Source organism: Cryobacterium sp. M91 (assembly GCF_002929615.1).
GTDB classification, from domain to species: domain Bacteria; phylum Actinomycetota; class Actinomycetes; order Actinomycetales; family Microbacteriaceae; genus Cryobacterium; species Cryobacterium levicorallinum.
This window is the reverse complement of the sequence record NZ_PJJT01000091.1, coordinates 60,692-86,062: the sequence shown is the minus strand read 5'-3', so window position 1 is coordinate 86,062 and position 25,371 is coordinate 60,692. Positions and strand designations below refer to the sequence as shown.

At 65.6% G+C, this 25,371-nt stretch carries 23 protein-coding genes; 15 read left to right on the top strand and 8 right to left on the bottom strand.

Going from position 1 to position 25,371, the window contains the following annotated elements; translation table 11 throughout:
* Positions 1-30 precede the first annotated feature (30 nt).
* The 4 genes from CXY80_RS19235 to CXY80_RS17710 all read left to right on the top strand — a co-directional run bounded on the left by CXY80_RS19235 (position 31) and on the right by CXY80_RS17710 (position 6,991).
* On the top strand, positions 31-210 hold the full coding sequence (locus CXY80_RS19235) for a hypothetical protein (RefSeq protein WP_134479324.1): 180 nt from the start codon (positions 31-33) through the stop codon (positions 208-210).
* 71 nt (positions 211-281) lie between these two features.
* Positions 282-896 (top strand): Wadjet anti-phage system protein JetD domain-containing protein, encoded by a 615-nt coding sequence (locus tag CXY80_RS17720; RefSeq protein WP_104133254.1) that lies wholly within the window; start codon positions 282-284, stop codon positions 894-896.
* 196 nt (positions 897-1,092) lie between these two features.
* Positions 1,093-1,941, top strand: a complete 849-nt coding sequence (locus CXY80_RS17715) for a hypothetical protein (RefSeq protein ID WP_104133253.1) — start codon at positions 1,093-1,095, stop codon at positions 1,939-1,941.
* Positions 1,942-2,149: 208 nt separating this feature from the next.
* Complete coding sequence (locus tag CXY80_RS17710; protein WP_104133252.1) at positions 2,150-6,991, top strand: NAD-glutamate dehydrogenase; 4,842 nt, start codon at positions 2,150-2,152, stop codon at positions 6,989-6,991.
* A 174-nt stretch (positions 6,992-7,165) separates the two neighbouring features.
* Here the strand turns inward: CXY80_RS17710 and CXY80_RS17705 are convergent, their stop codons facing one another.
* The 3 genes from CXY80_RS17705 to CXY80_RS17695 form a co-directional block, all read right to left on the bottom strand.
* The gene (locus CXY80_RS17705; protein WP_092448814.1) at positions 7,166-7,489 is read right to left on the bottom strand and encodes a hypothetical protein; all 324 of its coding nucleotides are present in this window, start codon (positions 7,487-7,489) and stop codon (positions 7,166-7,168) included.
* A 67-nt stretch (positions 7,490-7,556) separates the two neighbouring features.
* A complete protein-coding gene (locus CXY80_RS17700) occupies positions 7,557-7,829 on the bottom strand; it encodes a glutaredoxin domain-containing protein (protein ID WP_092448813.1) in 273 nt (90 codons plus the stop codon).
* Between the two features lie 49 nt (positions 7,830-7,878).
* Positions 7,879-8,175 (bottom strand): hypothetical protein, encoded by a 297-nt coding sequence (locus CXY80_RS17695; protein WP_092448812.1) that lies wholly within the window; start codon positions 8,173-8,175, stop codon positions 7,879-7,881.
* 61 nt (positions 8,176-8,236) lie between these two features.
* Between CXY80_RS17695 and CXY80_RS17690 the strand changes: the two genes are divergently transcribed.
* A complete protein-coding gene (locus CXY80_RS17690; protein WP_092448811.1) occupies positions 8,237-8,527 on the top strand; it encodes a hypothetical protein in 291 nt (96 codons plus the stop codon).
* Positions 8,528-8,754: 227 nt separating this feature from the next.
* On the opposite strand, the gene CXY80_RS17685 is transcribed toward CXY80_RS17690, so the two are convergent.
* Entirely contained in the window at positions 8,755-9,354 is a 600-nt protein-coding gene (locus CXY80_RS17685; protein WP_104133251.1) for a histidine phosphatase family protein, read from the bottom strand.
* 207 nt (positions 9,355-9,561) lie between these two features.
* On the opposite strand from CXY80_RS17685, the gene CXY80_RS17680 reads away from it, so the two are divergent.
* Both CXY80_RS17680 and CXY80_RS17675 read left to right on the top strand, forming a co-directional pair.
* Positions 9,562-10,881: a short-chain fatty acid transporter gene (locus CXY80_RS17680; protein WP_104133388.1), complete on the top strand. Its 1,320-nt coding sequence runs from the start codon at positions 9,562-9,564 to the stop codon at positions 10,879-10,881.
* 115 nt (positions 10,882-10,996) lie between these two features.
* Positions 10,997-11,758, top strand: coding sequence for an endonuclease/exonuclease/phosphatase family protein (locus tag CXY80_RS17675; protein ID WP_233195448.1), 762 nt, complete (start codon positions 10,997-10,999; stop codon positions 11,756-11,758).
* A 20-nt stretch (positions 11,759-11,778) separates the two neighbouring features.
* Here CXY80_RS17675 and CXY80_RS17670 read toward each other — a convergent pair whose 3' ends face one another.
* Positions 11,779-12,522, bottom strand: coding sequence for a sulfite exporter TauE/SafE family protein (locus tag CXY80_RS17670; RefSeq protein WP_092448808.1), 744 nt, complete (start codon positions 12,520-12,522; stop codon positions 11,779-11,781).
* Between the two features lie 139 nt (positions 12,523-12,661).
* Here CXY80_RS17670 and CXY80_RS17665 point away from each other — a divergent pair, with 139 nt between their 5' ends.
* Together CXY80_RS17665 and CXY80_RS17660 are read left to right on the top strand one after the other, a co-directional pair.
* On the top strand, positions 12,662-13,342 hold the full coding sequence (locus CXY80_RS17665) for an HAD-IA family hydrolase (protein WP_104133250.1): 681 nt from the start codon (positions 12,662-12,664) through the stop codon (positions 13,340-13,342).
* Positions 13,343-13,444: 102 nt separating this feature from the next.
* Positions 13,445-14,353, top strand: coding sequence for a DarT ssDNA thymidine ADP-ribosyltransferase family protein (locus CXY80_RS17660; RefSeq protein ID WP_104133249.1), 909 nt, complete (start codon positions 13,445-13,447; stop codon positions 14,351-14,353).
* Between the two features lie 178 nt (positions 14,354-14,531).
* Here CXY80_RS17660 and CXY80_RS17655 read toward each other — a convergent pair whose 3' ends face one another.
* On the bottom strand, positions 14,532-15,089 hold the full coding sequence (locus tag CXY80_RS17655) for an MOSC domain-containing protein (protein WP_104133248.1): 558 nt from the start codon (positions 15,087-15,089) through the stop codon (positions 14,532-14,534).
* 139 nt (positions 15,090-15,228) lie between these two features.
* Here CXY80_RS17655 and CXY80_RS17650 point away from each other — a divergent pair, with 139 nt between their 5' ends.
* The 6 genes from CXY80_RS17650 (at position 15,229) to mgrA (ending at position 20,488) form a co-directional block, all read left to right on the top strand.
* Complete coding sequence (locus tag CXY80_RS17650) at positions 15,229-15,516, top strand: hypothetical protein (protein ID WP_092448804.1); 288 nt, start codon at positions 15,229-15,231, stop codon at positions 15,514-15,516.
* Positions 15,517-15,660: 144 nt separating this feature from the next.
* Positions 15,661-16,149, top strand: coding sequence for a Dps family protein (locus CXY80_RS17645; protein WP_092448803.1), 489 nt, complete (start codon positions 15,661-15,663; stop codon positions 16,147-16,149).
* Positions 16,150-16,185: 36 nt separating this feature from the next.
* Entirely contained in the window at positions 16,186-17,190 is a 1,005-nt protein-coding gene (locus tag CXY80_RS17640; protein WP_104133247.1) for an acyl-CoA dehydrogenase family protein, read from the top strand.
* Complete coding sequence (locus CXY80_RS17635) at positions 17,184-18,608, top strand: PIG-L family deacetylase (protein WP_104133246.1); 1,425 nt, start codon at positions 17,184-17,186, stop codon at positions 18,606-18,608. Before CXY80_RS17640 ends, CXY80_RS17635 begins: the two co-directional genes overlap by 7 nt.
* A complete protein-coding gene (locus tag CXY80_RS17630) occupies positions 18,605-19,393 on the top strand; it encodes a glycosyltransferase family 2 protein (protein ID WP_104133245.1) in 789 nt (262 codons plus the stop codon). The genes CXY80_RS17635 and CXY80_RS17630 overlap by 4 nt, the downstream gene beginning before the upstream one ends.
* Before the next feature lie 69 nt (positions 19,394-19,462).
* Entirely contained in the window at positions 19,463-20,488 is a 1,026-nt protein-coding gene (gene mgrA, locus CXY80_RS17625) for an L-glyceraldehyde 3-phosphate reductase (RefSeq protein WP_104133244.1), read from the top strand.
* Between the two features lie 69 nt (positions 20,489-20,557).
* Here the strand turns inward: mgrA and CXY80_RS17620 are convergent, their stop codons facing one another.
* Entirely contained in the window at positions 20,558-23,230 is a 2,673-nt protein-coding gene (locus tag CXY80_RS17620; RefSeq protein ID WP_104133243.1) for a DEAD/DEAH box helicase, read from the bottom strand.
* A 2-nt stretch (positions 23,231-23,232) separates the two neighbouring features.
* Positions 23,233-25,347 (bottom strand): S9 family peptidase, encoded by a 2,115-nt coding sequence (locus CXY80_RS17615; RefSeq protein WP_104133242.1) that lies wholly within the window; start codon positions 25,345-25,347, stop codon positions 23,233-23,235.
* Positions 25,348-25,371 lie beyond the last annotated feature (24 nt).

Here is a 25,371-nt window from a genome sequence, read left to right as displayed (position 1 = left end):
GTCGCGCGGCGCTAACAAATTGCAGGAGTTATGCGCAGAGAGCGCCCGGGAGCCGGCTTTTATACCGGGCGGGCGGCATCCGTTCGCGGCGAACGCTCCCGGATACCGGGCAGGCCCACCAAATCGGCGCTCACCTGCCAGAGCCGGGCCGCAGCCGCGGTGTCGTCGCTGGCGGCCGACGACTTTCTGGGCCGCTTATTGGTGAAGTAGCAGGCGGACCCCCCCGCTCAAAAGTGGTCGCCACGTAAATCGAGGTGACTGCGCCCTTTGCGGGAGGCTTCATGAACGGTCGCAACAGTGGCACGAGCAGGCGCTGGGCCCGCACGGGATCCTCGACGCCGAACCTCGTACTCACGAGCCCCGGATGCACGGCGTTCGCGGTGACTCCGGTTTCCGACAGGCGCGGGGCCAGCGCGTCGGTGAACATGACGTTGGTGAGTGTGGACTGGTTGTCGGCCCCCGAACCGGAGTACTCCCGCTCGCCCGGCAGGTCGTCGAAATCGAGCCGGCCCATGGCCTGCGCGTTCCAGGCCGTCGTCGTGCACGGCGGCGGCTATGCAGCGCCTCGCCTAGGCGCCATCCCGTGGATAAACACGGGCCGCGTCATCTACTGGGGCGACCTCGACTCCGACGGATTTACCATTTTGCACGCGCTCCGCTCGGGCTGCGACAACGTCACGAGCACACTCATGGACGAGGCGACCCTGCTGCAATTTCGCGACCTCTGGGTGCCGGAACCGAAGGCCGCCGGCGGAACGTATTCGACGCTGACGGCGGGGGAGCAGACCGCGCTCGGGCGCATCCGCTCGGAGGGAAACGTGCGCCGCGAGCAGGAACGCATCGACTGGACCTACGCATTGCCCCGGCTGCTCACCCTCGCCACGAACCCCTCTTAGGTACCCCGCGGGTCGCAAAGTATGTCACGGCTGAGCGATCGTGACCGAAAGTCAGGGTATTCGGAGAAAATCGTGAGGTTTCGTTCAAAAATGCGGTGCAAGCTAGCGACCTTGCCCGCGCCGACCCGAAGCGCGCGAGCCCGAAACCCGGCGAGCCGGCGTACCTAGCGCCGCGTCCTCGCTCCCGATGAAGGATATGCGCCAAAAAAACTTCGAAACTTCCCATGCTCGTACCGTCCGCAAATCCCCAAAACGCGGGCACCAGATTATCTTCGCCGCCAGTGCCGTGCTGGTCGTCACCGGCCTCGTCGCCGGCAGCGAATTCGCCGCCCAGTCGGCTGATGCCAAGCAAGACAGCATCGCAGCCACGACCGCACTCGCCGAGAGCACCGGCCGCCAGATCGAACAACTCGACTATTACGCCCAGCGCGGCGAGGCACTCAGCCGCGACAGCGCATCCGCTGCCCTCTCGCAAGCCAACTTGGTCATTGCCGCCAGCGTGAGCAAAGTGGATGCCTCCACCCTCACCTCGGTAGCCAGCTCGCTCGCCAGCTACGAGATCATGCCGATCGACCAGCTCGAAGACCTCACGGCCCAGGCGAAGACGCAGACCGCCGCAGTTGCTGCGGCCACCGCCGAAGTCGACCGGGTCGCAGCTGAAGTTGCTGCAGCCGAGGCCGCTGCGGCCGCCGCCGCTGAAGCCGCTCGAATGGAGTCCCTCGCGGGCGGCAATACCGTCGACGGTGCCCGCGCCACAGCGCGTTCAATGGCCGCCTCCCAGTACGGCTGGGGCGAGGATCAGTTCAGCTGCCTCGACCGGCTGTGGCAGAAGGAATCGGGCTGGTCCTACTCGGCCCTGAACTCCAGCAGCGGTGCGACCGGCATTCCGCAGGCGCTGCCGGGCAGCAAGATGGCGTCGGCCGGCACCGACTGGGCCACCAACGCCACGACGCAGATCAGCTGGGGCCTGGGCTATATCAAGGCCTCCTCCTATGGAACGCCGTGTGCGGCCTGGTCGCACTCGCAGTCCGTCGGCTGGTACTGACCGACCGCCGTCGACACCAAACCGTAGCGAAGATCGGGCCGCTCATCAGTTCTTTCGTGCCGCCGCAGGTTCTGCGGCGGCACGGCTGGGGCGCTGGGGCCAGCGCTACGATGAGAAAGTAAGGGAACTCCACGTTTGAGTTCGACTGGTACACCGAAGTACCCGTTGCAGGAGCCCTGCGCAGATATTTGATGGAGGCGTTTTTTCGATGTCGTCTGGTTTCACCCCTACGGGTCTAGCCCCGGTAGACCCCACACTCGAGTCGTTCATAACTGATTATTATGAGCATTTGACGGACGAAGACGCGGCGCACTATTCCCCGCCAGTATTGCAAGCCCGAGCGCGAGCCCATTGGAAGGTCGCGCAGTACCGGGTGCCCAAAACGGCCTCGGTCGAGATTCAGAATGAGCCCGGACGCAGCGTCATCTATATCGTCACCGACGACATGCCCTTCCTGGTGGATTCGGTCACCGCCGAGCTGGTGCGCCAGCACTCCGCCATCCACCTCGTCGTGCACCCGCTGCTCATCGTGGCCCGCAGCAAGGCCAGCAATGAACTCGTCGACATCAACCGCATTCCGGCCGGTGTTGGCGTCTCCAGCGGTGATACCTCGGCGATGCCCAATATTGCCCACCTGATCGCCACCGGCGATGACGCCTCGCACCTCGAATCGTGGATCGCCATTGAGATCGACAGTGCGAGCGACGAGGAGCAGGCCCTGCTGGTGGCTGGCGTGACAGCCGTTCTCGGCGATGTTCGCGCCGCCGTCGCGGACTGGCCGCTCATGCGCACCAAGGCGATGCAGATCGCGAACGCCCTCGACAAGGTCGTCGGCGCCGATCAGGTCAAGGACCTCGCCCAAACCCAGCAGCTGTTGCACTGGCTCGACGAGGGCAACTTCACCTTTCTCGGCTACCGCGAATACAACCTCGAGACGCGGGACGGCGAAGACGTCCTCACCCTGATCGACGGCAGCGGCCTTGGCCTGCTGCGTTCCGCCGACGATCGTCACCAGATTCAGCATCTAACGGATGCCGGTCGGCAGAAAGCGCGCGAGCGCACCGCCCTGGTGATCACCAAGGCCAACTCGCGCTCCACCGTGCATCGCCCCGCCTACTTCGACTACATCGGCATCAAGAGTTTCGACGCCGCCGGTCAGGTCAGCGGAGAACAGCGCTTCATCGGCCTGTTCGCCGCGAGCGCCTACACGAGCTCGGTCACTGCCGTTCCTGTGCTGCGCGAAAAGGTCAAGGCCGTCATGACCGAGGTCGGTTTTCCGCTCGAGTCGCACAGCGGCAAAGACCTGCTCGGCATCATGGAAACCTACCCGCGTGACGAATTGTTCCAGATCGAAGTCCCCGACCTGATCACTGCGTCGCTCGCCATCCAACGTCTGCAGGAGCGCCGACGCACCCGGCTGTTCCTGCGCCCCGACATCTACGGCCGGTTCATGTCGGCCCTGGTCTACCTGCCGCGTGACCGCTACAACACCGCCGTGCGCCTGCGCATTGAGAAGGAATTGCAGGAGACCTTCCACTCGGAGGCCCTCGACTTCGAAGCGCGCATGACCGAATCGGCACTCGCGAGACTGTTCTATCGCATCCGCTTGCCCAAGGATGTCGCCGCCGACACGGTCGATGCCGCCGCCCTGGAACACCGTCTCGCCATGGCCGTGCGGTCCTGGCCCGAGGGGATCAGCGACGAACTTCGCGAGACACACTCGGTCGAGGAAGCCGAGCGCCTGGCCGCTGTCTGGGCTGAAGCTTTTCCCGATAGCTACCGGGTCGATTATGAAATTGCCGATGCCCTCGAAGACATCGGGCGGTTCGAGGCCTGCGCTGCGCCGGTGAGAGCATCCGCTGACCCGCGCACCCGCCCTGGACTGCACGTCTACCGGCCTCACAGTGTCGGTGACCCCGCCGAAGACGCCCGCATCAAGCTGTACATGACCGAGCCGAAGAGCCTCAGCCAGATTCTGCCGTTTCTGCAGAACCTTGGCATCGAGGTCCTCGACGAGGTGCCGTTCGACATCGAAACCGCTGACGGGCGCCGCTTCTACCTGTACGACCTGGGCCTGCACTACCCGGCCGGAGTCGACCCGATCGCGACCGGGACTCTGCTGGCCGACTCGTTTGGTGCTGCGATCAGCGGCGCCATCGAGTCCGACAGCCTCGATCGCCTGGTTCTGCAGGACGGCCTGCCGTGGCACCGCGTCGTCATCCTGCGCAGCTACGCCAAATATCTGCGCCAGATCGGCAACACCAACTCCTACGGTTTCGTCGCCAACGCCCTGCTCGCCAACCCGGCCGTTACGCGTGGCCTGGTGTCACTATTCGAAGCCCGATTCGACCCAGATCTCGCCGACGATGAGCGGATGCTGCGCGTCGCCGACGTGCGCGACCAGCTCACCCTGGCCATGGAGCAGGTCGCGACCCTCGACGCCGACCGGGTGCTGCGCACCCTGATCACGCTGATCGAAGCGTCGCTTCGCACTAACTTCTTCCAGTACAAGCCGTATCTGAGCATTAAACTCGATCCGTCGCAGATCGAGCAGATGCCCTCACCGCGACCGATGTACGAAATCTGGGTGTACTCGCCGCGCGTCGAGGGCGTGCACCTGCGGTTCGGCAAGGTTGCCCGGGGTGGCCTGCGCTGGTCGGACCGCCGCGAGGACTTTCGCACCGAGGTGCTCGGGCTGGTCAAAGCGCAGACGGTCAAGAACGCCGTCATTGTGCCGACCGGTGCCAAGGGCGGATTCTTCGCCAAGAAGCTGCCAGATCCGGCACTGGACCGGGCGGCGTGGATGGCCGAGGGCATCGCGAGCTACCAAACCTTCGTGCGCGGGCTGCTCGATTTGACTGACAACCTCGTGGCAACGCCCGAGGGTGAACGGGTTGTTCCGCCGAACCGCGTGGTCAGCCACGATGACGCGGACACCTACCTCGTCGTCGCGGCCGACAAGGGAACCGCCTCGTTCTCGGATATCGCCAACGAACTCGCCGCTGAGTACGGTTTCTGGCTCGGCGACGCCTTCGCCTCTGGCGGTTCGGTCGGATACGACCACAAGGAGATGGGCATCACGGCCAAGGGCGCGTGGGAGTCGGTCAAACGCCACTTCAGCGAGCTCGGCGTCGACGCCCAGTCCGAGGAGTTCACCGTGGTCGGCGTCGGCGACATGTCCGGCGACGTGTTCGGCAACGGCATGCTGCTCTCCAAGCACACCAAGCTCGTCGCGGCCTTCGACCATCGCCACATCTTCCTGGACCCGACCCCCAACCCGGCGCTTTCCTTTGCCGAGCGCAAGCGGTTGTTCGAACTGCCGCGTTCCTCCTGGGCCGACTACGCGACCGACCTGATCAGCGCCGGCGGCGGCGTCTTTCCGCGCCAGTCCAAGGTTGTTCCGATCTCGGCTGAGGTACAGGTCGTGCTCGGTTTGCCCGAGGGCACGACGCACCTGAGCCCGCCGGAGCTGCTGCGCGCAATTCTGCTGGCCCCGACCGATCTGCTCTACAACGGCGGAATCGGCACCTACGTGAAGGCCAGCACCGAGACCGCAGCGCAGGTTGGCGATAAGGCCAACGATTCCATTCGCGTCGACGGCAAGGACCTGCGAGTCAAGGTCGTCGGTGAGGGAGGAAACCTCGGCTTCACCCAGCTCGGGCGCATTGAAGCTGCCCTCAATGGCGTCATTCTCAACACCGACGCGATCGACAACTCGGCCGGAGTGGACTGCTCCGACCACGAAGTCAATATCAAGATCTTCGTGGACCGTATGGTCGCCGCCGGCAAGCTCGACCCCGCCGAACGGGCCGAGTTTCTGGCCGAGATGACCGACGAGGTCGGCCGCCTGGTTCTGGTCGATAACGTCGATCAGAACATTCTGCTGCTCAACGACCGGGTCCTCGTCAATAACTGGAGCCCGAGCTACGAGCGCCTGATGAACTGGCTCGAAGCATCCGGCGATCTGCAGCGTGAGCTCGAGGCACTGCCGACGACGGCCACGCTGCGCGAGCGCCTCGACCAGGGCCAGGGGCTGACCAGCCCCGAGCTCAGCGTGCTGGCGGCCTACGCCAAGATCGAACTGGCCAACGCGCTGCGCGACAGCGATCTGGCCGATGACCCGTGGTTCGGCAGCACCCTGCGCCGGTATTTCCCGACGCACCTGTCTGAACGTTTCGATGCCGAGTTGGATACGCATCCGCTTCGCCGGGAGATCATCGCGACGGTCGTAGCGAACGACATGATCAACCTGGGCGGCATCACCTTCGCGTTCCGCACGATGGAGGAGACGTCGGCGAACCAGGCAACGATCGCGCGAGCCTTCGTGGCCCTCCGGGAGATTTTCGAGTTGAACGAGATGGTAGACGAGCTCAACGCGCTGCCGTCATCGTTCCCGACCGAGAAGTGGACGGCGATTCACCTCGACATTCGCCGGCTGCTCGACCGTGCGGTGCGTTGGCAGGTTAACCATGGGGGCAATATGCCCGTCGCCGGGGTGATCGCAAAGTACCAGCCGCAGGTCGCGCTGATGCGCGAGCACCTCGGGGAATACCTGCAGGGCGCCGACCTCAAACGCCTCGAAACCCAGCAGGAGCAGGCCAAAGAATGGGGCCTGCCCGACGATCTCGGTCGCCGCTGGTCGGAACTCTTCGAGGCGTACGCGCTGCTGGACGTGGCCAAGGTCGCCGCCCGGTCCAACCTTCCGGTCACCGAAGTCGCGGCCATCTACTATGCGGTGTACAACCGGTTCGGTGTCGACAACCTGCTGGAGCGCATCACCAAGCTGCCCCGCAAGGACCGTTGGCAGGCCCTCGCCCGTGCTGCCCTGCGCGACGACTTGTACTCCACGGTCGCCGACATGGCCAGGTCCGTGCTCGATGAAACGGATGCCGGCGCCCCCGACGAGCGCCTCCTCGCCTGGGAAGCACTCAACGCCGAACAGCTCGGCCGGGCGCGCAGCGTGTTCGAGGAGGTCAACTCCCTCGCGCAGGACGACATGGCGTCCCTGTCGGTCGCCGTACGGCTGCTGCGCTCCATCGTGCGCCGCTGACCGACTAGCCCGCTGAAGCGCTGGAGCATCCGTTCGAGGGTGCTCCAGCGCTTTGTTGACGGCGATCCGCCGTCTCAGCCGCGCGACGGCAAGTTGTTGATCCAGTCGCCGAGAATGCTCGCGGTGACGTGCCAGGACCCGGCTGTTAACGGTAGAAAAACTCTTTGGAGGGCACTAGATCAACGAGACGATCAGAATGGCAATGGCCAGCCAGAGCGGCATCGCCACAACCACGAGGATGAGGCCACCCCACTGCAACCGGGTATAGGTCTGCCCGGCGTCGCCGCGTTTGCGGGTGCGCACGATGTCAACCACCGAGACGACCATGCCGATGAACAACAGTGGCGACACGGTCAGCAGCGCAAACAGCAGGCGGGGGTCGGTCGGGAGTGACACGCAGACGGCGATGCCCAGAGCGCTGTACAGCACGAACAGAACGATGCTCACCCACAACGAGAGCGGAAGGCGTCGAGTCGGCTGGGCGGTTATTGCGTGCATGGTGCGACCCCCATTGGTATCTGCGATTTTTGACAGTAGCACGAAGCCGGTCAGTCGCCGGGCATGCTCAGCTGATGCGGCCGAGCGCCACGAGCTTCGTGCGCACCTCGGCGTCGCTCGGCTCCACCATGTGAGTGTCGTCGGGAAACACAATGACCGGAATGTTGGTGCGGCCGCTGATGGCGCGGGCGCGGTCGGCGCCATCCTCGACGAGCAGCAGGTCGACATAGTCGTAGTCCACCTCGAGGCGGTCGAGCAGTGACTTGGAACGACGGCAGTCGCCGCACCACTGGGCTCCATACATCGTGATGCGAGCAGCGGGGGCAATGGTTTCAGTCATGCTAACGATCCTAGGCGGCGCGCCTGTGTGCCGCGGGTGGACATCCGTTTCAGTCGTGCAGGTGGTCAACCTGCCAACCGGTGGACTGCTCCAGCAGGTCCAGAATATTCTGAGCGGATGCCCGCGCCTCGGCCGCGCCGCGCGCATCGACGACGTCGATCGCCAACGGCAGGCTTTCGCCGAACTTGGCAATCTCCACCTCGACCCGACCGCCGTCCGGCAGTGCAATGAACGCGTCCGCGGCCGATGTGCCACTGACCTCTCGGCTGAGTGCGGTCGCGATGGCCCACAGGGCATCGGGCTTGGTGCGCTGAACCTGGGCAACGATCGTGGCCGTGAAAGTCATGGGTCTCCGAACTTGGGGATGAGGGACCCAATCAGTAAAGCAGTACCCGTACCCTGAAACCATGCCTTCTTATCGCGTCACCATGAGTATCGACTCCCTGCACCCGGGAACGGAACCCGCCTCGGTCGTGCCGCGGGCCGCAGCGGCGGCGGCCGAATTCACCACGGTGGAGGCCTCCGACCTCACCATCGTCGCCGGCGCGGCCCGGGTCATCGTGCGTTTCACAGCGGATGACGCGGCGTCGGCCCTGCGGATCGGCGCCCACGTGGTGGCCGACCTGCGCGTCGTCGCCGAGTTGCGGGCGTCCCTGATCACCGAGCGCGTGAAGGGTACCTGGGTGCCGGTGCGCTGAACCGGCGAGGGCGTGGGGACAATACGTTACCCACGTCCTCACCCGGTGGCTTGCTCGACGGGCGCGGCCACCTGCCAAGTCAGGTTCTGGGCCGAGGCCTGCTGCCGGTCCAGAGAGAGCTGAAACATGAACACGTCGGTCGCAGTTCCGTTCGCACGCCCCAACGACAACGGTTTCAACACAAAGAATCTTCCTACCCCGAACTAGGGGTATTGGTCCGTGCTGCGTCAGACCACCGGGTCCATCGAGCTCAGATGGCAGGCGTCGTTCCACATCTGCAGCACCCGGTTCTCGCGTTCCCAGCCGAGGGTGGAGACGGTTGCAGTGCCGAGGCTGAGGTTCTTGCCGGCGATTGCCGGCAGGCCCATCCAGCGCGCGGTCATGATACGCAGAAAATGTCCGTGGGCGAAGACGGCGACACGACCCTCGGCGGCGAGGCATTCCTCGATCGCGAGGTCGGCTCGCGCCCCCACCTCATCAACGGTCTCACCGCCCACAATTGGGTTAGCCCACACGGTCCAGCCGGGTATCTCAGAGCGGATGTCCACGGTGCGTCGGCCCTCATAGACCCCGTAGTCCCATTCGAGCACGTCGTCGCTCGCCACGCCCTGGCTGGAGTACCCGGCCCGCTCCATGGTCTCCCAGGCGCGCACGAGCGGGCTGGAGTAGACCCGATCGAAATGCTGGCCGTCCAGCATCTCGCCGAGGGCATCCGCTTGTTGACGGCCGAAATCGGTCAGTGGAACGTCGGTGCGCCCGGTGTGCTGGCCGGAGATGCTCCATTCCGTCTGCCCGTGGCGAATAAGAACGATGTCGTTCTGGGTCATGCTGCTCCCTCACGGTTGCCGCTGTGCGGCAGGTCAAGTCTACGTTTCGACCCAGCCACAGGTGCCCCGACGGGGGAACGGACGACCCGCCTGCTACGTTTAATACGTCAGTGCAGACGCCCTGAGCAACAATGTTGTAGCAAATCAGGGGGAACCATCGTGTCAACTGCCACCGAGAAGCGCGCCAGCGGCCCAGCCGCTGCGTTCATGCGCCCGATAAATTCGCTCGTCGAACGATTCATTCCGAGCGCGCTCGTGTTCGTGATCGTGCTGACCGTGATCGTGGCGATTCTGGCCCTGGTGCTCACCGATTCCGGCCCGATTGATGTCGTGCGGAGTTGGGGCGACGGTCTCGCGGGGCTGCTCGCCTTCATGACCCAGATGGCCCTCGTGCTGCTGCTCGGGCACATTCTGGCCAACACGACCCCGGTGCACCGGCTGCTGGTTCGTCTGGGTGCTGTGCCACGCACGGCGCTTCAGGCCTACGTTTTCGTCTTCACCATCGCCGCGGTGGCGTGCCTGATCACCTGGGGCCTCGGCCTCGTAGTCGGGGGGCTGCTCGCCAAGGAGGTGGCTTTTCAGCTGCGCGCGAAGGGCGTTCCGGTGCACTTCCCGCTCCTGGTCGCCGCCGGCTACTCCGGCTTTGTGATCTGGCACATGGGATATTCCGGGTCGGGACCGCTCACCGCCGCCACCGAGGGCTCCTTCCTGGCCGAGCAACTGGGGCGCACCATTTCGCTCAGCGACACCACATTCTCGCTGTGGAATATTTTGGCGGCCGTCGCCACCATCGTGGTGGTCGCGCTGGCGCTGGCCCTCGTCGCCCCGCGGCGTAACGCCCCGATCTTCGTGCTTGAGGTCGATGCCCGCGATAAGCAGGTCGCCGAGGAACCGGTCGTGACGCCCGCTGACCGGCTCGATGCCAGCCGCATAATGACCCTGATCGTGGGGCTCGCCCTCGTCGCCTACCTGGTCGTTCACTTCGTCGAGGGCGGTACCCTCACGCTCGACATCGTCAACTGGACATTCCTCGCGCTCATATTCCTGCTGGTGCGTAACCCGTTCGAACTGATTCGGCTGACCAAGGATGCCGCCTCCAACGTCGGCGATATCCTGCTGCAGTTTCCGCTGTACGCCGGCATCCTCGGCATGATGGTCGGATCCGGGCTGATCGGGGTATTCTCTGACTTCTTCGTGAACGTGTCGACTCCGGCGACGTTTGGCGTGATGGCGTTGCTGGCGGCCGGACTGGTGAACTTCTTCGTGCCCTCCGGCGGCGGCCAATTCGCCGTGCAGGGCCCGATCATGCTCGACGCGGCCGAACGGCTCGGCGTTGACCCCTCCGTCGCCATCATGGCCGTCTCCTACGGCGACCAGTGGACCAACATGATTCAGCCGTTCTGGGCGCTTCCGCTTCTGGCGATCGCCGGGCTGAAAATGCGCGACATTCTTGGTTACACCACGATCACTTTTCTGGCGGCCGGTCTGGTCTTCATCGCGACGATGTTCATCGTCGGTGCCGGCTAACCCGGCGCAGACTGGATGCCGCCTGCGCATATCCCAATTTGCGATAGAAGTTCAATTTCAACGCGGGCGAGAGCCGTAGGCTTGTCTCAAAGCCATCAAGTCTGAGACGGGTGCCATGAGGGTCATTAGTTACAACCTCCGCAAGAATCGTGCCAGCGGCGAACTGGTCGCGCTGTCCGAGCGTTACAGTCCCAACATTCTCTGCCTGCAGGAATGCAACACCATCGACCTGCCGGCCGAGGTCGGCACTCTGCACCTCGCCGACGCGACCCGGCGCAACCGGCTGGGCCTGGCCATCTACTACAACCGGGACCGCTACACGGCGATCAAGACGCAGGCCTTCGCGCTGAAGAAATCCCTGCATGATCACCTGGCGGCGCCGGCACACGAGCGCCTGATCGCCACCCGCCTGATCGACAACGTCGCCCAGCGGGAGCTCGTCGTCGCATCCTTTCACGCAGCGCCGCTGACCGCGCTCAACTCCCTGCGCCGCAAACAGATTCGCACCGCCCACGAAGAGCTCAGTCTGCTCGGCCCCGGTCTGCCGACCCTGATGGTCGGCGATTACAACTACCCGATCTTCCAGGGCAAGCTCGGCAACAAGGTCAACCAGTCCGGTTACGACCTGACCCTCAGCGACACCCGCACCTACACCCGGTACAAGTTCTTTCGCGGACACTTCGACCTCGCAACCTCGATGGGCCTGGCGATCACCAACGTGGAGACCCTTCCGCAGGGCACCTCAGATCACATGCCCATTCTGGTGACGGCTACCTACCCTGACGAACAACCGATGCAAACGGATGCCGCGCATCACCTGGCCAATCCCGCTACCGGTGAGTCCGTCACGGTCGAAGGCGCCGACTTCACGATCTAGCCCCGCGGCGTCTCGCGCGGTCAGGCGAGCAGCTCGAGCACGCCGCGCACGATCGTCGCAAACGACCCCAGGTACGCCACTATCACGAGCAGGCGGCGGGCTACGTGCGGCTCGATCACCCGCGACAGCAGGTCGCCGACGATGAGCCCGACGATGCAGGCACACCCGATCAGAATCCAGACCAGCACGGGCAGCTCCGGCACGCCGGCGGATCCGAGGGCGAATTTGGACGACAACGAGGCCAGCCCGATGGTCAGAAAGTACGGCTGCATGGTCGCGGCGAAGGACCGCTGCGGCCAGCCTGTGGCGATCGCGTAGATGCTCACTGCCGGGCCGCCGACGCCGGCCGTCGTGTTCATGACCCCGCTGGTCATGCCGGCTATCACGCGAAAACTCAGCCGGTCCCGCACGACCACCCGGCCGAGATTCACCGATACGGTCAGCCCGGCGGCCACGAGTACACCGATCGAGATCTCAAGCCACGCCACCGGTACGAACTGCAAAACGTAGGAGCCCGGCACGATGCCGATCACGGCGCAGGCCGCCAGAATTCCGTAGCGCCGCCAGTCCACGTCTCGAAACACGCGCGTCAGGATCACCCCGGCGGTAAGGGCCCCGCAGACGTTGACGACGATGACACCGTCAATCGGCCCCAACAGCAGGACCAGAAAGGGCGCAGCGACCAGGGCGAACCCCATGCCGGTGATGCGCTGCATGCTCGAGCCGATCAGCACGGCCGCAATCACCAGAACGGTCGTCCACACGGTACGGTCTCCCAGCTCGGTTGTTGCACCCAACGATACCGGCCCAGACCACACCAACCGACGTCGCGGACGCGTGGGCTACCGTTAATGCGGGGCCGCTGCACGGCAGTCACCCGACAAATCGACGAAAGGACAGTGGATGCCCCACGCGAGCTTGCCCACCGAGAACGTTCTGCAAGGGCGCACCTTCGATGCCGTGCTGTTCGATATGGACGGCACCCTCATCGACTCCACGCCGGCGGTCGACCGCTCCTGGGCTGCCTGGGCGCGTGAATGGGGAGTGGCGAAGGACGACACCGCCCACGGCCGTCCGGCGCGCGACATTATCGAGGAACTGGTACCGGCCGACCGGGTAGACGAAGCCATTGCCCGCGTCCTCGCGCTCGAAACAGCCGACACGGACGATATCATCGTGCTGCCCGGCGCCGCCGCGCTCATGACGAGCCTGCCCGAAGCCCGGCGCGCGATCGTCACGTCCTGCGCCCGGCCGTTGGCCGAAGCGAGGCTGGCAGCATCCGCTTTTCCGGCACCCGCGGTGATCGTGACCATCGATGACACTCCGAACGGCAAGCCCGAGCCCGACCCGTTTTTGGAGGGGGCGGCGCGGCTTGGCGTAGACCCGAGCCGCTGCCTGGTGATCGAGGACGCACCCGCCGGTCTGCAGGCCGGCCGCGCCGCCGGCTGCACCACGATCGCCGTCACCGGAACCTACCCAGCCGCCGAGCTCGACGCCGATCTGGTCGTGCCCGGGCTCGACTCGCTGCGCATTGAGGTCACGCCTGACGGTTTGATCGTTCACGTGGAGTCACCGAAAAGCTAAGAACGGTCACCGCCCGGGCCTAAATGAACGTAACGTTGATAGGCGGTATGCACGTTCGGCTTTTCCGGGTGGCGCGAGCCGCGAAGAGAAAGGTTTTGGCACTTGGACGACGAATGCATCCACGGACTTGAGGGCAAATTGTGCGCCCTGTGTTATCCCAAAGTCGTTACTGAGCCCCTGGTGCCGGTGAAGAAGACCCGCGCTCCCAAGCTGTCGTCCCTGCGCGACCCGCTGCCCACGGCGGCTACACCGCCCGCCCGCGCGGCTCGCCCGGTTCGCGTGGCCGGCGCTCCCCGCCCGGTGCGCGCCGAGAAGGCTTCGACCGACAACGTCGACGAGCAGCGCGTGTACCACCTCACCCACATCAGCAACCTCGCCGCCATTCTGCGCGACGGATGCCTGTTGGCCAACGCTGCGCTCACCACCCGACCCGCCGTGGACATCTCGGCGCCCGCCACGCGCGAATCGCGTCGCGACGTCCTCGTCGCTGGCACTGAACGCAGTGTCGCAGAGTACGTGCCGTTCTTCCTGTCGCCGAATGCGACCGTGTGGGAGAGCATTCGTGCCGAGTCCACCGACCCGCGCCTCGCCCTCGACGCCCACGGCTCCGAGGCCTTCGCCTTCGTCATGCTCGTGAGCACCGTGAAGAAGATCAACGACGGGCTCGCCGCTGTAACGGATGCTTCCACCACCGACGACGAGACCCCCCTCGTTCCCAGCCTGGTCGCCGTCACCAACGGTGATGCGGCCGGATCGCTCACCCGGTTCGGTGCCACACCGGCCACGGCCGAGCGCATGCTGCAGACGCTCCGCGCCGAAGCCGACGGCGCGATGATGCTCGAAGCCGAGCTGCTCGTTCCCGATGCTGTCCCAATGGAGCTGGTGACGCTCATCGGCGTCTGCAACGACAATGTGCGCGAGACGGTTCGGGGCATTCTGAAGGCAAGCGCGTTCAAGCCCAAGGTCGCGGTCTACCCGCCGTGGTTCCACACCTCCGCCGACGCCGAGTAGCCCGACCCTTTTCTGTCCGGGGCCCGGGCCCGGAAACGGGGCCCATGTTCTATCGTGGGCCCCGTTCCCTAAGGTGGGCCCGGGGGCGGATGCGTGCGTGGGCCCGGGGGGCGGATGTGGATGCGGATGCGGATGCGGGCGTGGGCCCGGTCGCGGGATACCCCGGCTATGGGTCCTGCTACACGACCCCGAGGGGCACGTGTTCGCCGGCGGGTAGCTCCACCCGGATGCCGTCGCCCGGGTTCACGACCCCGCCGGTGACGACGACGCCCATGATGCCGCCGCGGCGGTGCACTGTGCCGACGGCATCCGTTGTGATGAGCTGCTTCATCAGGCCTTTTTGGTAGCCGTTGATGAGCGAGCATGGGCTGCGCATGCCGGTGATCGAGACCACGGCCTCGGCGCCGAGATGCAGCCGGGTGCCGAGCGGTAGGGTCATCAGGTCGATTCCGGCGGTGGTCACGTTCTCGCCGAGCTCGCCCGGCGTCACGGTATACCCGGTCGGCACGAGGTCGTCGAACAGCTCGGCGGCCATGAAGTGCACCTGGCAGAGGTTCGGTGCCAATGGGTTGCGCTTCTTCGCGTAGCGGTGCTGCACGGTGACTCCGGCGTGGGAATCGCCCTCGACTCCGATTCCAGCCAGCAAACGGATGCTGCCCACCGCCGGCTTGCTGAACCGGTGCAGGTCGTCGCGGCTGACCGAAACGACCGTGCCGGGGCGCTTGTCGTGTGTCATGCAGACGATTCTGCCACAGGCGCACGCGCGTTCGAAGGCATGCCAGCAGCCCTGTAACCGGATACGTCACCGTGTCTGTGTAAACCCGTTGACGCGGCACCGCCCGAGGCCTACATTGCATCAATGGAAAGGTTTCTCAATGACCAGTGTTGCGCCCGCCAATAACGACCAGCCCAACGAATCCGCGTCCGTTTTTCCGCGCGCGGAAGACGTCGCCCCGCACATTGCGCGTCCGTACCGAGCTCTCGAACGCGAACTGGAACGGGCGGTGCGCGATCGGGTGGAGGTCAACCTCCGGGTGACCGCGGCGGTCAACGCCATGCGCGACGGCGGATGCTCCTGGGCCGACATCGCACGAATTCTCGGTACCGCTCCGCAGACCGCACACAAGAAGTACAGCAAGCCGCGCCCGCCGCGAGGCGACTGACGGGCAGGCAGCCATCAGCACGCCCGAAAACCGGGGGCCACACGTCGGGTCAGCGGCCGCCCAATGGGAGTGATGGAATTCTGGACCGGATTCGCCTCCGGTGATATAGTCTCGAGTCAAATTCCCCCCAATTGAGAGGACACCATGAAAGCCTCAGAAACACTCAGTAATAACCTGCAGTCCGTTCTGGTCGACCTGATCGAGCTGCACGTGCAGGGAAAACAGGCGCACTGGAGCGTCGTTGGAAAGAACTTTCGCGACCTGCACCTGCAACTCGACGAAATCATTCTCGATGCGCGCGAATTCTCCGACGAAGTAGCCGAGCGGATGCGCGCCCTCGACGCCATGCCCGATGGCCGCAGCGAGACGGTCACCAAAACCACCCATCTGCCCAAGTTTCCCGATGGCGAAGTCGACACGGCGGAGACGGTGACGCTCATCACCGAACGACTCGATGCCACCGTCGACAATATTCGCAAGGTGCACGATGAGGTCGATGAGGAAGACCCCACGAGCGCGGATATTCTGCACGCGTTTATTGAGAAGCTCGAGCAGTATTCCTGGATGGTCAGTGCGGAGAACCGTAAACCACGCAAGCGCGCAGCACTGAAATCCACCTCGCGGGTGTCGTAACACATCGGTTGATGCCGCGTGGGTCGAGGGGGAGTGATGAGGCTTGAATCGCAGCTTCCACCGGGCCCGCTCAGTGCCGCTGCGTTAGAGGTCAACGGTGACGCGCAGCGGGCGACTGCACTGGCGAGCGGTCTCGCATCCGTTCCCCGCCCGGGGGAGGGAAAAACGGCCGTTCTGTTCGACACGCTGTGCACGCTCGCGTTGGCCGACCTCACGGCAGCACGAGTGGCCGAGGCGCACCTCGATGCGCGGGCGATTCTCGCCCAGGCCGGCCAGGACGCCCAGTCCGATCACACCTGGGGCGTGTTCGCCGCGGAGACCGCCGGCACCGTGCTCACAGCGACGCCAGAGGGCGACCGCTGGCGGCTCGACGGCACCAAGCCGTGGTGTTCCCTCGCGGGACTGCTGACTCACGCGCTGGTCACCGCCCACGTCGGCGACCACGGCAGACGCTTGTTCGCCGTCGACCTGCGGCAGGCCGGCATTACGGTACATGACGAGCTGTGGATCGCCCGCGGCCTGCCGCAGGTGACGAGCGGCCCGGTCGATTTCGACGGTGTTGGGGCCGATGCGGTTGGTGATGCGGGCTGGTACCTGCGCCGGCCTGGGTTCGCGTGGGGCGGTATCGGAGTCGCCGCCGTGTGGTGCGGCGGTGCCGTCGGCCTGGCGCGCACCCTCTACGACTCGACCCAGGGGCGCGCCCCCGACCAGATTGCGCTCGCCCATCTCGGCGCTGTCGACGTGGCAGTGACCACTGCGGCGACGGCACTGGCCGCGGCCGCGGCCGCGATCGATGCCGGCGAGGCCGACGGACCGGCCGGTTCCCTCCTGGCCGCCCGGGTTCGCGGGATCGTCGCCCGCGCGGCCGAAGACGTCATATTCCATATCGGGCATGCCCTCGGACCGGCGCCGCTGGCCCTGAACGATCGGCACGCGCAGCGGGTCGCCGATCTGCAGCTGTACGTACGCCAGCACCATGCCGAGCACGATGACGCTGCGTTGGGACGCATGCTCGTAACGAAGGGGAGTGCACCGTGGTGACATTCAACAACCTCGATGGCGGAACACCAGAGAAGAGCTGGGAGGCAGCGAACTGGCCAGACCGGTTCGCCGCGCTGAGCACGGACGGGCTCGGCCGTCTCGTCGTGGTCGCGGCGCATCCGGACGACGAAAGCCTCGGCGTTGGCGGATTGATCGCGCACGTTGCGGGGCTCGACGTGCCGATCGTGGTCATCGTACTCAGCAACGGCGAGGCGTCTCACCCGAGCTCCCCGACCCACGACCTGGCCCGACTCGCCCAGATTCGCCGCATCGAAGTGACGGATGCTCTCGCACACCTGGCACCGAACGCGCAGGTGCACCTGCTCGAGCTCCCCGACGGCAAACTCGCCGAGCACATCGACCTGGCCGCCGGGGCGATCATCGAGGCGATCGGCGACGTGGACGCGTCGACCTGGGTGGTGGCACCGTGGCGAGCCGATGAGCATCCGGATCATGCGGCAGCCAGCGCGGCCGCAGACCGAGCCGCACGAGAACGCAGCGCCCGCCTGTTCGACTACCCGATCTGGGCCTGGCACTGGTCAAACCCGGATGCCCCCATCTGGTCGGACGCCACCGTGCGCGTCTTTGATCTGCTGCCGACCGAGCGCAAGGCCAAGGCGCGCGCTCTGGCGCTGCATCGCAGTCAGGTCGGCCCGTTGTCGGATTCGTTCGGCGACGAAGCGATCCTACCGGCCGGTTTTCAGGAACATTTCACGCGCACCTTCGAGACCCTCATCGAGGTGACCGTGAAAAAATCCGGAGGAGCGCCAGCGCGCCCGCAAACGGATGCCCCCGCACCCGCCGACCCGAATCACACGGTCACGACCGGGTACTTTGACTCGATCTATTCCTCGGGTCCGGATCCGTGGGGGTTCGAGACCCGCTGGTACGAGAAGCGCAAACGAGCCGCTCTGATCGCGGCGCTGCCCCGGCAGCGCTTCGGCGCAGCCCTCGAACTCGGCTGCTCGAACGGTGTGCTCACGGCCGAGCTGGCCGAACGGTGTGACACCGTGCTCGGCATTGATCTGATCGAACAGCCGCTCAGCATTGCACGAGCGCGACTCGCCGGCCAGCCCGGCGTGAGGTTTGAGCGGCGAACGGTTCCGGCGGACTGGCCGGAGGGGGAGTTCGACCTGATTGTGCTGTCCGAGGTCGGATATTACTGTTCCAGTGCCGACCTGCGGCGACTGCTCGAGCGCTGCCGGGCCAGCCTCGCCCCCGACGGGGTTCTGGTGGCCTGCCATTGGCGACACCCGGTAGCGGAGTGTCCCCTCACTGGCGATGCTGTGCACACGCAGCTCACCCACGTGGTCGGGCTGCAGCGCACCGTGCATCACCTCGAACGCGACTTCGTGCTCGAGGTGTATGAACCCCGGCCCGCACTCTCGGTCGCGCAGCGCGACGGCCTCGTGCCGTGAGCGTACAAACAAGTCCGTCGAGCCCCGAATTCGTGACCATCGTGGTGCCGGTGTGCAACGAGGAGGTCCTGCTGCCGCGCGCCCTGGCAGCACTCGCCGTGGCGATCGACGCGCTCACCGTGCTGCCGCAGCCGGACCGCCCAGCGGTGTCGGTGCTGCTGGTCCTGGACCAGTGCACCGATTTATCGGCCCGAGTCGCCGCACTCTGGCCCGACTTCGACCGAGTTGAAATTGAGGCCGGCGCCGTCGGCGTGGCGCGTCGGTTCGGTGTGCAGCGCGCGCTGCGCCGGCTGGAAGCGGTCTCGGCGTCGGGTGCGGCGGCATCCGCTGTGGGTGATGGCCAAGCCGAGCGAATCTGGATCGCCAGCACCGACGCGGACTCGGCCGTGCCGCCGAACTGGCTGATCACACAGTTGGCGTTTGCCCGCAACGGTGTCGATCTGGTGCTCGGAACGGTGCTTCCCGACGACGACCTGGCCGCCCACGAGCTGGTGAACTGGGAGTCCCTGCACATGATCGGTGAGGGGCATCCGCACGTTCACGGAGGCAATCTGGGCGTGCGGGCTGATCTGTACCTGGCCGCCGGCGAATTTGCGCCGGTCGATTGCGATGAAGACAGGCTTCTCGTGGCAGCCCTGCGTGAACTGGGGGTCGCCGAGGCACGCACGGCGTTGATTCCGGTGCTGACCTCGGGACGACGCGTCGGCCGAGCCCCGGCGGGGTTCGCCGAGTACCTGCGCGAACACATCAAACCCGATTGGGCTGACACTGAAGCGGCGCACTGATTCGCAGGCGAGCTTTCGTACAAGCCTCTGGCGTGGCGTGGCGTGGCCTGGAAGTGGAAGAATAATCGAATGACTTATCTTCCCAATGACTCTCGATATGAGTCCATGCCCTACCGTCGCGTCGGACGCAGCGGCCTCAAACTTCCCGCCATTTCCCTCGGACTGTGGCAGAATTTCGGCGATGACAAGCCGCTCGCAACGCAGCGGGCCATTCTGCGCCGGGCCTTCGACCTCGGCATCACCCACTTCGACCTCGCCAACAACTATGGCCCCCCGTACGGCTCAGCCGAAACGAACTTCGGTCAGTTGTTCCGCGAAGACTTCGCCGCCCACCGTGACGAGGTCGTGCTCTCGACCAAGGCTGGCTACGACATGTGGCCGGGCCCCTACGGAAACTTCGGCAGCCGCAAGTACCTGCTTTCGAGCCTCGACCAGTCGCTAGGCCGCATGGGCGTCGACTACGTTGACATCTTCTACTCCCACCGCGCCGATCCAGACACCCCGCTCGAAGAGACGATGGGCGCGCTGCACACCGCCGTCACGAGTGGCCGCGCCCTGTATGCCGGGATCTCCTCGTACTCGCCGGAGCGCACCCGCCAGGCCGCGGCGATTTTGGCCGACCTCGGCACACCGCTGCTGATTCACCAGCCCTCGTACTCCATGTTCAACCGGTGGGTTGAGGGCGATCTGCTCGATACCCTCGAAGACATCGGAGCGGGTTGCATTGCGTTCTCGCCGCTGGCGCAGGGGCTGCTCACCGACCGCTACCTCGGGGGAATCCCTTCGGACTCCCGCGTCGCGCGGGAGGGTTCGGCCAAGAAGTCCATGGTGAGCACCGAGGCGCTCGTGCACATCCGGGCGTTGACCGAGATCGCCGTCGAGCGCGGTCAGTCGCTCGCCCAGATGGCCCTGGCCTGGGTCCTGCGCAACTCCGAAGTGACCAGCGCGCTCGTCGGCGCATCGTCGGTCGCCCAGCTCGAAACGAACGTGGGAGCTCTGCAGAACCTCGAGTTCAGCGCTGCGGAGTTGACCGCGATCGACGTGCATGCCGTCGACAACGGCATCAACCTGTGGTCAGCCTCAAGCGACGTCTAGCCTCTCCCGCCGGCTTTCTTCCGGGCCGGCCAACGGAAGTGGCGGTGACGCTCTGACCAGGGGCGGCGGTCAGGGCTCGAGCAGGCCGCGAATGTCGTCGGCGGTCAGCGCGGTGCTGAACAGGGCGTCGTCGTCGAGCACCGCGCTGAACAACTGTGCCTTCTGGGCCTTGAGCGCCATCACCTTCTCCTCGATCGTGCCGGTGGCGACCATCCGGTAGACCATGACGTTGCGGGTTTGGCCGATGCGGTGGGTGCGGTCAACGGCCTGCGCCTCGGTCGCCGGATTCCACCAGGGGTCGAGCAGAAAAACATAGTCGGCTTCGGTGAGGTTGAGGCCGAAGCCACCGGCTTTCAGGCTGATCAGAAACACCGGGGTCGCGCCGCTCTTGAACCGGTCGATCACCTCGCTGCGCCGTAGCGTCGACCCGTCGAGGTAGCAGTACGGAACGCCCAGAGCGTCCAGCCGGGCGGCGGCGAGCTTCAGAAACGACGTGAACTGGCTGAAAATCAGGGCCTTGTGCCCCTCGGCGATGACGTCGTCGAGCTGCTCGAACAGGGCGTCGAGCTTGCTGGAGCGCACGCCGGCATACTTCTGATCGACCAGCGAGGCGTCGAGGCTCAGCAGTCGCAGCAGGGTGAGTGAGCGAAAAATAATGAAGCGGTTCTTGTCGAGGTCCTCGATCAGCCCATACAGTTTCTGCCGTTCGCGCTGCAGGAACGTGTCGTAGAGCTTCTGGTGCGCCGGGTTCAGCGCGATTGGCAGTTCCTGTTCCTGTTTCGGCGGTAGATCGCGGGCGACGACCTCTTTGGTGCGGCGCAAAATCAGCGGGCGGATGCGCCGGCGCAGCTTGGCGAGCCGCTCCGGGCTCGATCCAAGGGTCACCGGCCGCACGTAGTTCTCGGTGAATTTGCGCGCGGACGCGAACAAGCCGGGTGCGACGATGCTGAACAGCGACCACAGGTCCATCAGGTTGTTCTCCAGCGGAGTGCCCGTGATCGCCAGTTTGAACGGTGTGTTCAGCTCTTTTGCGCAGGCGTAGGCGCGGCTGGTGCGGTTCTTCACGAACTGCGCCTCGTCGAGGATGAGGCCGGCCCAATTCAGGGCTTGGTATGCGTCGAAGTCGAGACGGAACAGAGCGTAGGAGGTGACGAGCACGTCGACGTCGGCGGCGGCATCCGCGAGCTGCGTGCGGCTTTTGGCCTCGGTCGCCGTCACCGTGCGTATCCGCAGCCCGGGAGCGAACCGGGTGGCTTCGTTCAGCCAATTCATGACAACGGATGTCGGCGCCACCACCAGAAACGGCCTCGAGTCGCGCGCGTGCACCAGCAGCGCGAGGGTCTGCAGGGTCTTGCCGAGCCCCATGTCGTCGGCGAGCACCCCGCCGAGCTGGTGCTTCCAGAGGAAGGCGAGCCAGGCGAACCCCTCCTGCTGGTATGGCCGGAGGGTCGCGTGCACGCCAGCGGGGAGGTCGACCGGGTCGATCCCGGTCAGATCTTTCAGACCGGCGGCGGCCGCTCGCCACGACACGGCCGGAACGGTCTCATCGGCGAGATCCTCAAAATCGCTCCACAGGCTGGCCTGATAGCGGCTGATGCGCAGGCCGGTCTCCCATTCGTGCAGCGCGCGGGCCTCGTTGATGAGCTCGTGCAGCTGCTCGAACTCAGGGCTCTGCAGCGAGAGATAGCTGTTGTCGACCAGTTTCAGGCGGGTCTGCCCCTTCGCGAGGGCCTTGAACAGTGGGCCGAACGGCACCGTGATCGTGCCGACCGTGACGATCACGCCGAGGTCGAACCAGTCGCGCTGGTCGGTCTCGACCGTCGTGATCACGAGGTGGGGCGTTTCGGTGCGCTCAAAGTCGTCGGGCATTACCGCGGGAAAGCGCACCGAGGAATCCATGCTGGTGACCGCGACCGTGCGCTGCAGGGCCGGGTAGACCGTGCCGAGAAACTCGACCGTGTCTTCGGCGGGAACGCTCGCCGCCTCGACCTGCCCGACCAGGTGACGCTGTTCGCCGCTCAGCGGGCCGGCGGCCGGGGCGAGCGTGAACACGGTCGGCGTGCCGAAGCGCACGCTGTAGATACCGTGGCCGGCGATGACTCCGGCGGCCTCGAGCGGATGGTCGACGCCGTCGATCTGCAGGCGGGACTGCAGGAGCAGCGGGCCGGCAGCATCCGTTTGCGAGGCGTCGAGGCTGATTTCGGCGAGCGAACCGATGCGTACGACGACGTCTTTTTTGTTGCCGACGAAGCCGATGCCGAGCTGCTCGGCCTCGCGCAGCAGCGGCCACAGCAGCGGGCTGGTGAAGTTGTCGAGGTAGATCCAGTCGGTTTCCTGGCTCGTGTAAACCTCGCGCACGGCCTTGTACAGGGCGGCGAACTGGGAGATCCAGCGGTGGTGTTCGGGGTCGAGGTTGAACCGGTTGAGCTGAAAAGTGAGGTGGCTCCAGGTGACGTTGCTGCGCACCCAGTTGCCCTGCGCATTGTGGATGACCGGCCGAACGCCGAGCCGATAGTCGCCGTGCCCGGCCACGAGCGCCTTCACCGGTTTAGCGGTCGGACCGCGCCAGCGGTCGTTGGTGCGCGGAGTCTGCTCGCGCAGCTCGAACTGCAGCCCCATCGGCACTTTCAGTCCCGTAGCCAGCGGTCTCGGCTGCCCAAAATTGCCGATGCGCAGACCAGCGGATGCCGGCGGTTCCCCTGGCAGCACCAGCCGCTTCCATGCTGGGGTGCCCTCTGACATTTCTAGCTCTCGGGCATGTTCAGGCCGGCGGTGTCGAGCACCCAGGCGTAGTTGAACGCGCGTTCGTGCCAGGCACTGTACCGACCGGAGACTCCTCCATGGCCGGCTGACATTTCGGTCTTGAGCAGGGCATCCGCTCCCACCTCGCGCAGCTTGGCCACCCATTTGGCCGGCTCCACATAGAGCACCCGGGTATCGTTCAGGCTGGTCACGGCGAGAATCGCCGGGTAGGCGACGTTCCGCACGTTCTCGACGGGGGAGTAGGACTTCATGTAGGCGTACACCGCGGCGTCGTGCAACGGGTCACCCCATTCGTCCCACTCGATCACGGTCAGCGGCAGTGACGGGTCGAGAATCGAGGTCAACGCATCGACGAACGGCACCTCGGCGAGGATGCCGGCGAACAGCTCGGGCGCGAGGTTGGCGACGGCACCCATGAGCAGTCCGCCGGCGCTGCCGCCCTCGGCGACCAGCCGGGCCGGGGTGGTGAAGCCTGCGTCGATGAGGTGCCGGGCGCAGCTCACGAAGTCGGTGAAGGTGTTGCGCTTGGTCGTGGTTTTACCGGTTTCATACCAGGTGCGGCCGAGTTCGCCGCCGCCGCGCACGTGCGCGATGGCGAAGATCATGCCGCGGTCGAGCAGGCTGAGCCGGGCGATGCCGAAGCCGGGGTCGATGCTGTGCTCGTAGGATCCGTAGCCGTAGAGCAGGGTCGGCGCCGGGGTTCCGGGCGTAACGAGGTCGCGGCGGTAGACCAGCGAGATCGGCACCCGGGTACCGTCCTCGGCGGTCGCCCACTCGCGGCGCTGCTCATAGAGCGCCGGATCGTAGCCGCCGAGCACGGGCTGCTGCTTGAGCAGGCGTCGTTCGCCGGTCGCGACGAAGAGGTCGTAGACCGTTGGCGGGGTGATGAAGCTCGTGAAGCCAAACCGCAGGGTCGGCTGGGTCCACTCCGGGTTGCCGGCTGAACCGACGGCAAACAACGGTTCGTCGAAGTCGAGCTCGGTCAGGCCGCTCGCGTCGTGTCGGTCGATGGCGAGGCGGGTGAGGCCGTCGCGGCGGTACTCCACGACGAGAAAGTCGGCGAAGGCATCGACGCTTTCCAGCCGGATCTGCGGGTCGTGCGGCAGCAGCATCCGCTTTTCGCCTTGCGGGTCTGCGGCTGCGACGCTGACCAGTTCGAAATTGACGGCCGCGCCGCCGTTGTGCACGATCAGCAGGCGGTCTTCCGCGGCGATCACGGCGTGCTCGACATCGTATTCCACGTTGTCCTGGCGCGGCCAGACCACGGCGAAGTCGCCGGTGGGGTTGCTCGCGTCGAGCACCCACGATTCGGTCGTGACGCTGGATCCGGCCTCGATCATGAGGAATTTGCGGCTGCGGGTGATGCCGACGCCCACCCAGAATCGTTCGTCGGGCTCGTGAAAGATGCTGGCGTCAGCGACTTCAGCGGCACCGATTTCGTGCCGCCATACGGTGTCCGGGCGCCAGGCGTCGTCGACGGTGGTGTAGAAGAGGTAGCGTCCGCTCGGGTCGAACAGGGCGCCGGCGCTCGTGTTTTCGATCGTGTCTGGCAGGTTCTCGCCGGTCGCGATGGTGCGCACCCGAATCGTGTAGCGTTCGTCGCCCTCCACGTCGACGGCGTAGAGCAGCCGAGTGCCGTCGTCGCTGAGGTCGAAGCTGCCGAGCGAGAAGAACTCGTGGCCGGCTGCTTCGACGTTGTCGTCGAGCAGGATCTGCTCGCCGGGCACGCTCTGGTTGGTGCCGAGCACGGGCGCCGCCCAGTCATCCGGGCCGCTGATCGGTGCGCGACAGTGGATGCCGTATTCCTGGCCCTCGACCGTCCGGGTGTAGTACCAGAAGGCGCCGCGACGCACCGGAACGCTCAGGTCGGTCTCCTGGGTGCGGTTCTTGATCTCGGTGAAAATCTGCTGCCGGAGTGGTTCCTGGGTGGCGGTGCGGGCCGCGGTGTAGCTGTTTTCGGCCTCGAGGTGGGCGATGACCTCGCGGCTGTCCTTGTCGCGCAACCACTCGTAATCGTCGACGTAGACGTCGTTGTGGTGCTCGCGGCGTTGCGGCTTCTTGGTTGCCAGGGGAGGGGTGATCGGGCCAGAGGTCATCCCCCCAGCGTAGTTTGCCGCGTC

Excerpts from the sequence above, each read along its gene's own strand:
- CXY80_RS19235 (WP_134479324.1), top strand. The coding sequence starts at position 31 with ATGCGCAGAGAGCGCCCGGGAGCCGGCTTTTATACCGGGCGGGCGGCA.
- CXY80_RS17720 (WP_104133254.1), top strand. The coding sequence starts at position 282 with ATGAACGGTCGCAACAGTGGCACGAGCAGGCGCTGGGCCCGCACGGGA.
- CXY80_RS17715 (WP_104133253.1), top strand. The coding sequence starts at position 1,093 with ATGCGCCAAAAAAACTTCGAAACTTCCCATGCTCGTACCGTCCGCAAA.
- CXY80_RS17710 (WP_104133252.1), top strand. The coding sequence starts at position 2,150 with ATGTCGTCTGGTTTCACCCCTACGGGTCTAGCCCCGGTAGACCCCACA.
- CXY80_RS17705 (WP_092448814.1), bottom strand. The coding sequence starts at position 7,489 with ATGCACGCAATAACCGCCCAGCCGACTCGACGCCTTCCGCTCTCGTTG.
- CXY80_RS17700 (WP_092448813.1), bottom strand. The coding sequence starts at position 7,829 with ATGACTGAAACCATTGCCCCCGCTGCTCGCATCACGATGTATGGAGCC.
- CXY80_RS17695 (WP_092448812.1), bottom strand. The coding sequence starts at position 8,175 with ATGACTTTCACGGCCACGATCGTTGCCCAGGTTCAGCGCACCAAGCCC.
- CXY80_RS17690 (WP_092448811.1), top strand. The coding sequence starts at position 8,237 with ATGCCTTCTTATCGCGTCACCATGAGTATCGACTCCCTGCACCCGGGA.
- CXY80_RS17685 (WP_104133251.1), bottom strand. The coding sequence starts at position 9,354 with ATGACCCAGAACGACATCGTTCTTATTCGCCACGGGCAGACGGAATGG.
- CXY80_RS17680 (WP_104133388.1), top strand. The coding sequence starts at position 9,562 with ATGCGCCCGATAAATTCGCTCGTCGAACGATTCATTCCGAGCGCGCTC.
- CXY80_RS17675 (WP_233195448.1), top strand. The coding sequence starts at position 10,997 with ATGAGGGTCATTAGTTACAACCTCCGCAAGAATCGTGCCAGCGGCGAA.
- CXY80_RS17665 (WP_104133250.1), top strand. The coding sequence starts at position 12,662 with ATGCCCCACGCGAGCTTGCCCACCGAGAACGTTCTGCAAGGGCGCACC.
- CXY80_RS17655 (WP_104133248.1), bottom strand. The coding sequence starts at position 15,089 with ATGACACACGACAAGCGCCCCGGCACGGTCGTTTCGGTCAGCCGCGAC.
- CXY80_RS17650 (WP_092448804.1), top strand. The coding sequence starts at position 15,229 with ATGACCAGTGTTGCGCCCGCCAATAACGACCAGCCCAACGAATCCGCG.
- CXY80_RS17645 (WP_092448803.1), top strand. The coding sequence starts at position 15,661 with ATGAAAGCCTCAGAAACACTCAGTAATAACCTGCAGTCCGTTCTGGTC.
- CXY80_RS17640 (WP_104133247.1), top strand. The coding sequence starts at position 16,186 with ATGAGGCTTGAATCGCAGCTTCCACCGGGCCCGCTCAGTGCCGCTGCG.
- mgrA (WP_104133244.1), top strand. The coding sequence starts at position 19,463 with ATGACTTATCTTCCCAATGACTCTCGATATGAGTCCATGCCCTACCGT.
- CXY80_RS17620 (WP_104133243.1), bottom strand. The coding sequence starts at position 23,230 with ATGTCAGAGGGCACCCCAGCATGGAAGCGGCTGGTGCTGCCAGGGGAA.
- CXY80_RS17615 (WP_104133242.1), bottom strand. The coding sequence starts at position 25,347 with ATGACCTCTGGCCCGATCACCCCTCCCCTGGCAACCAAGAAGCCGCAA.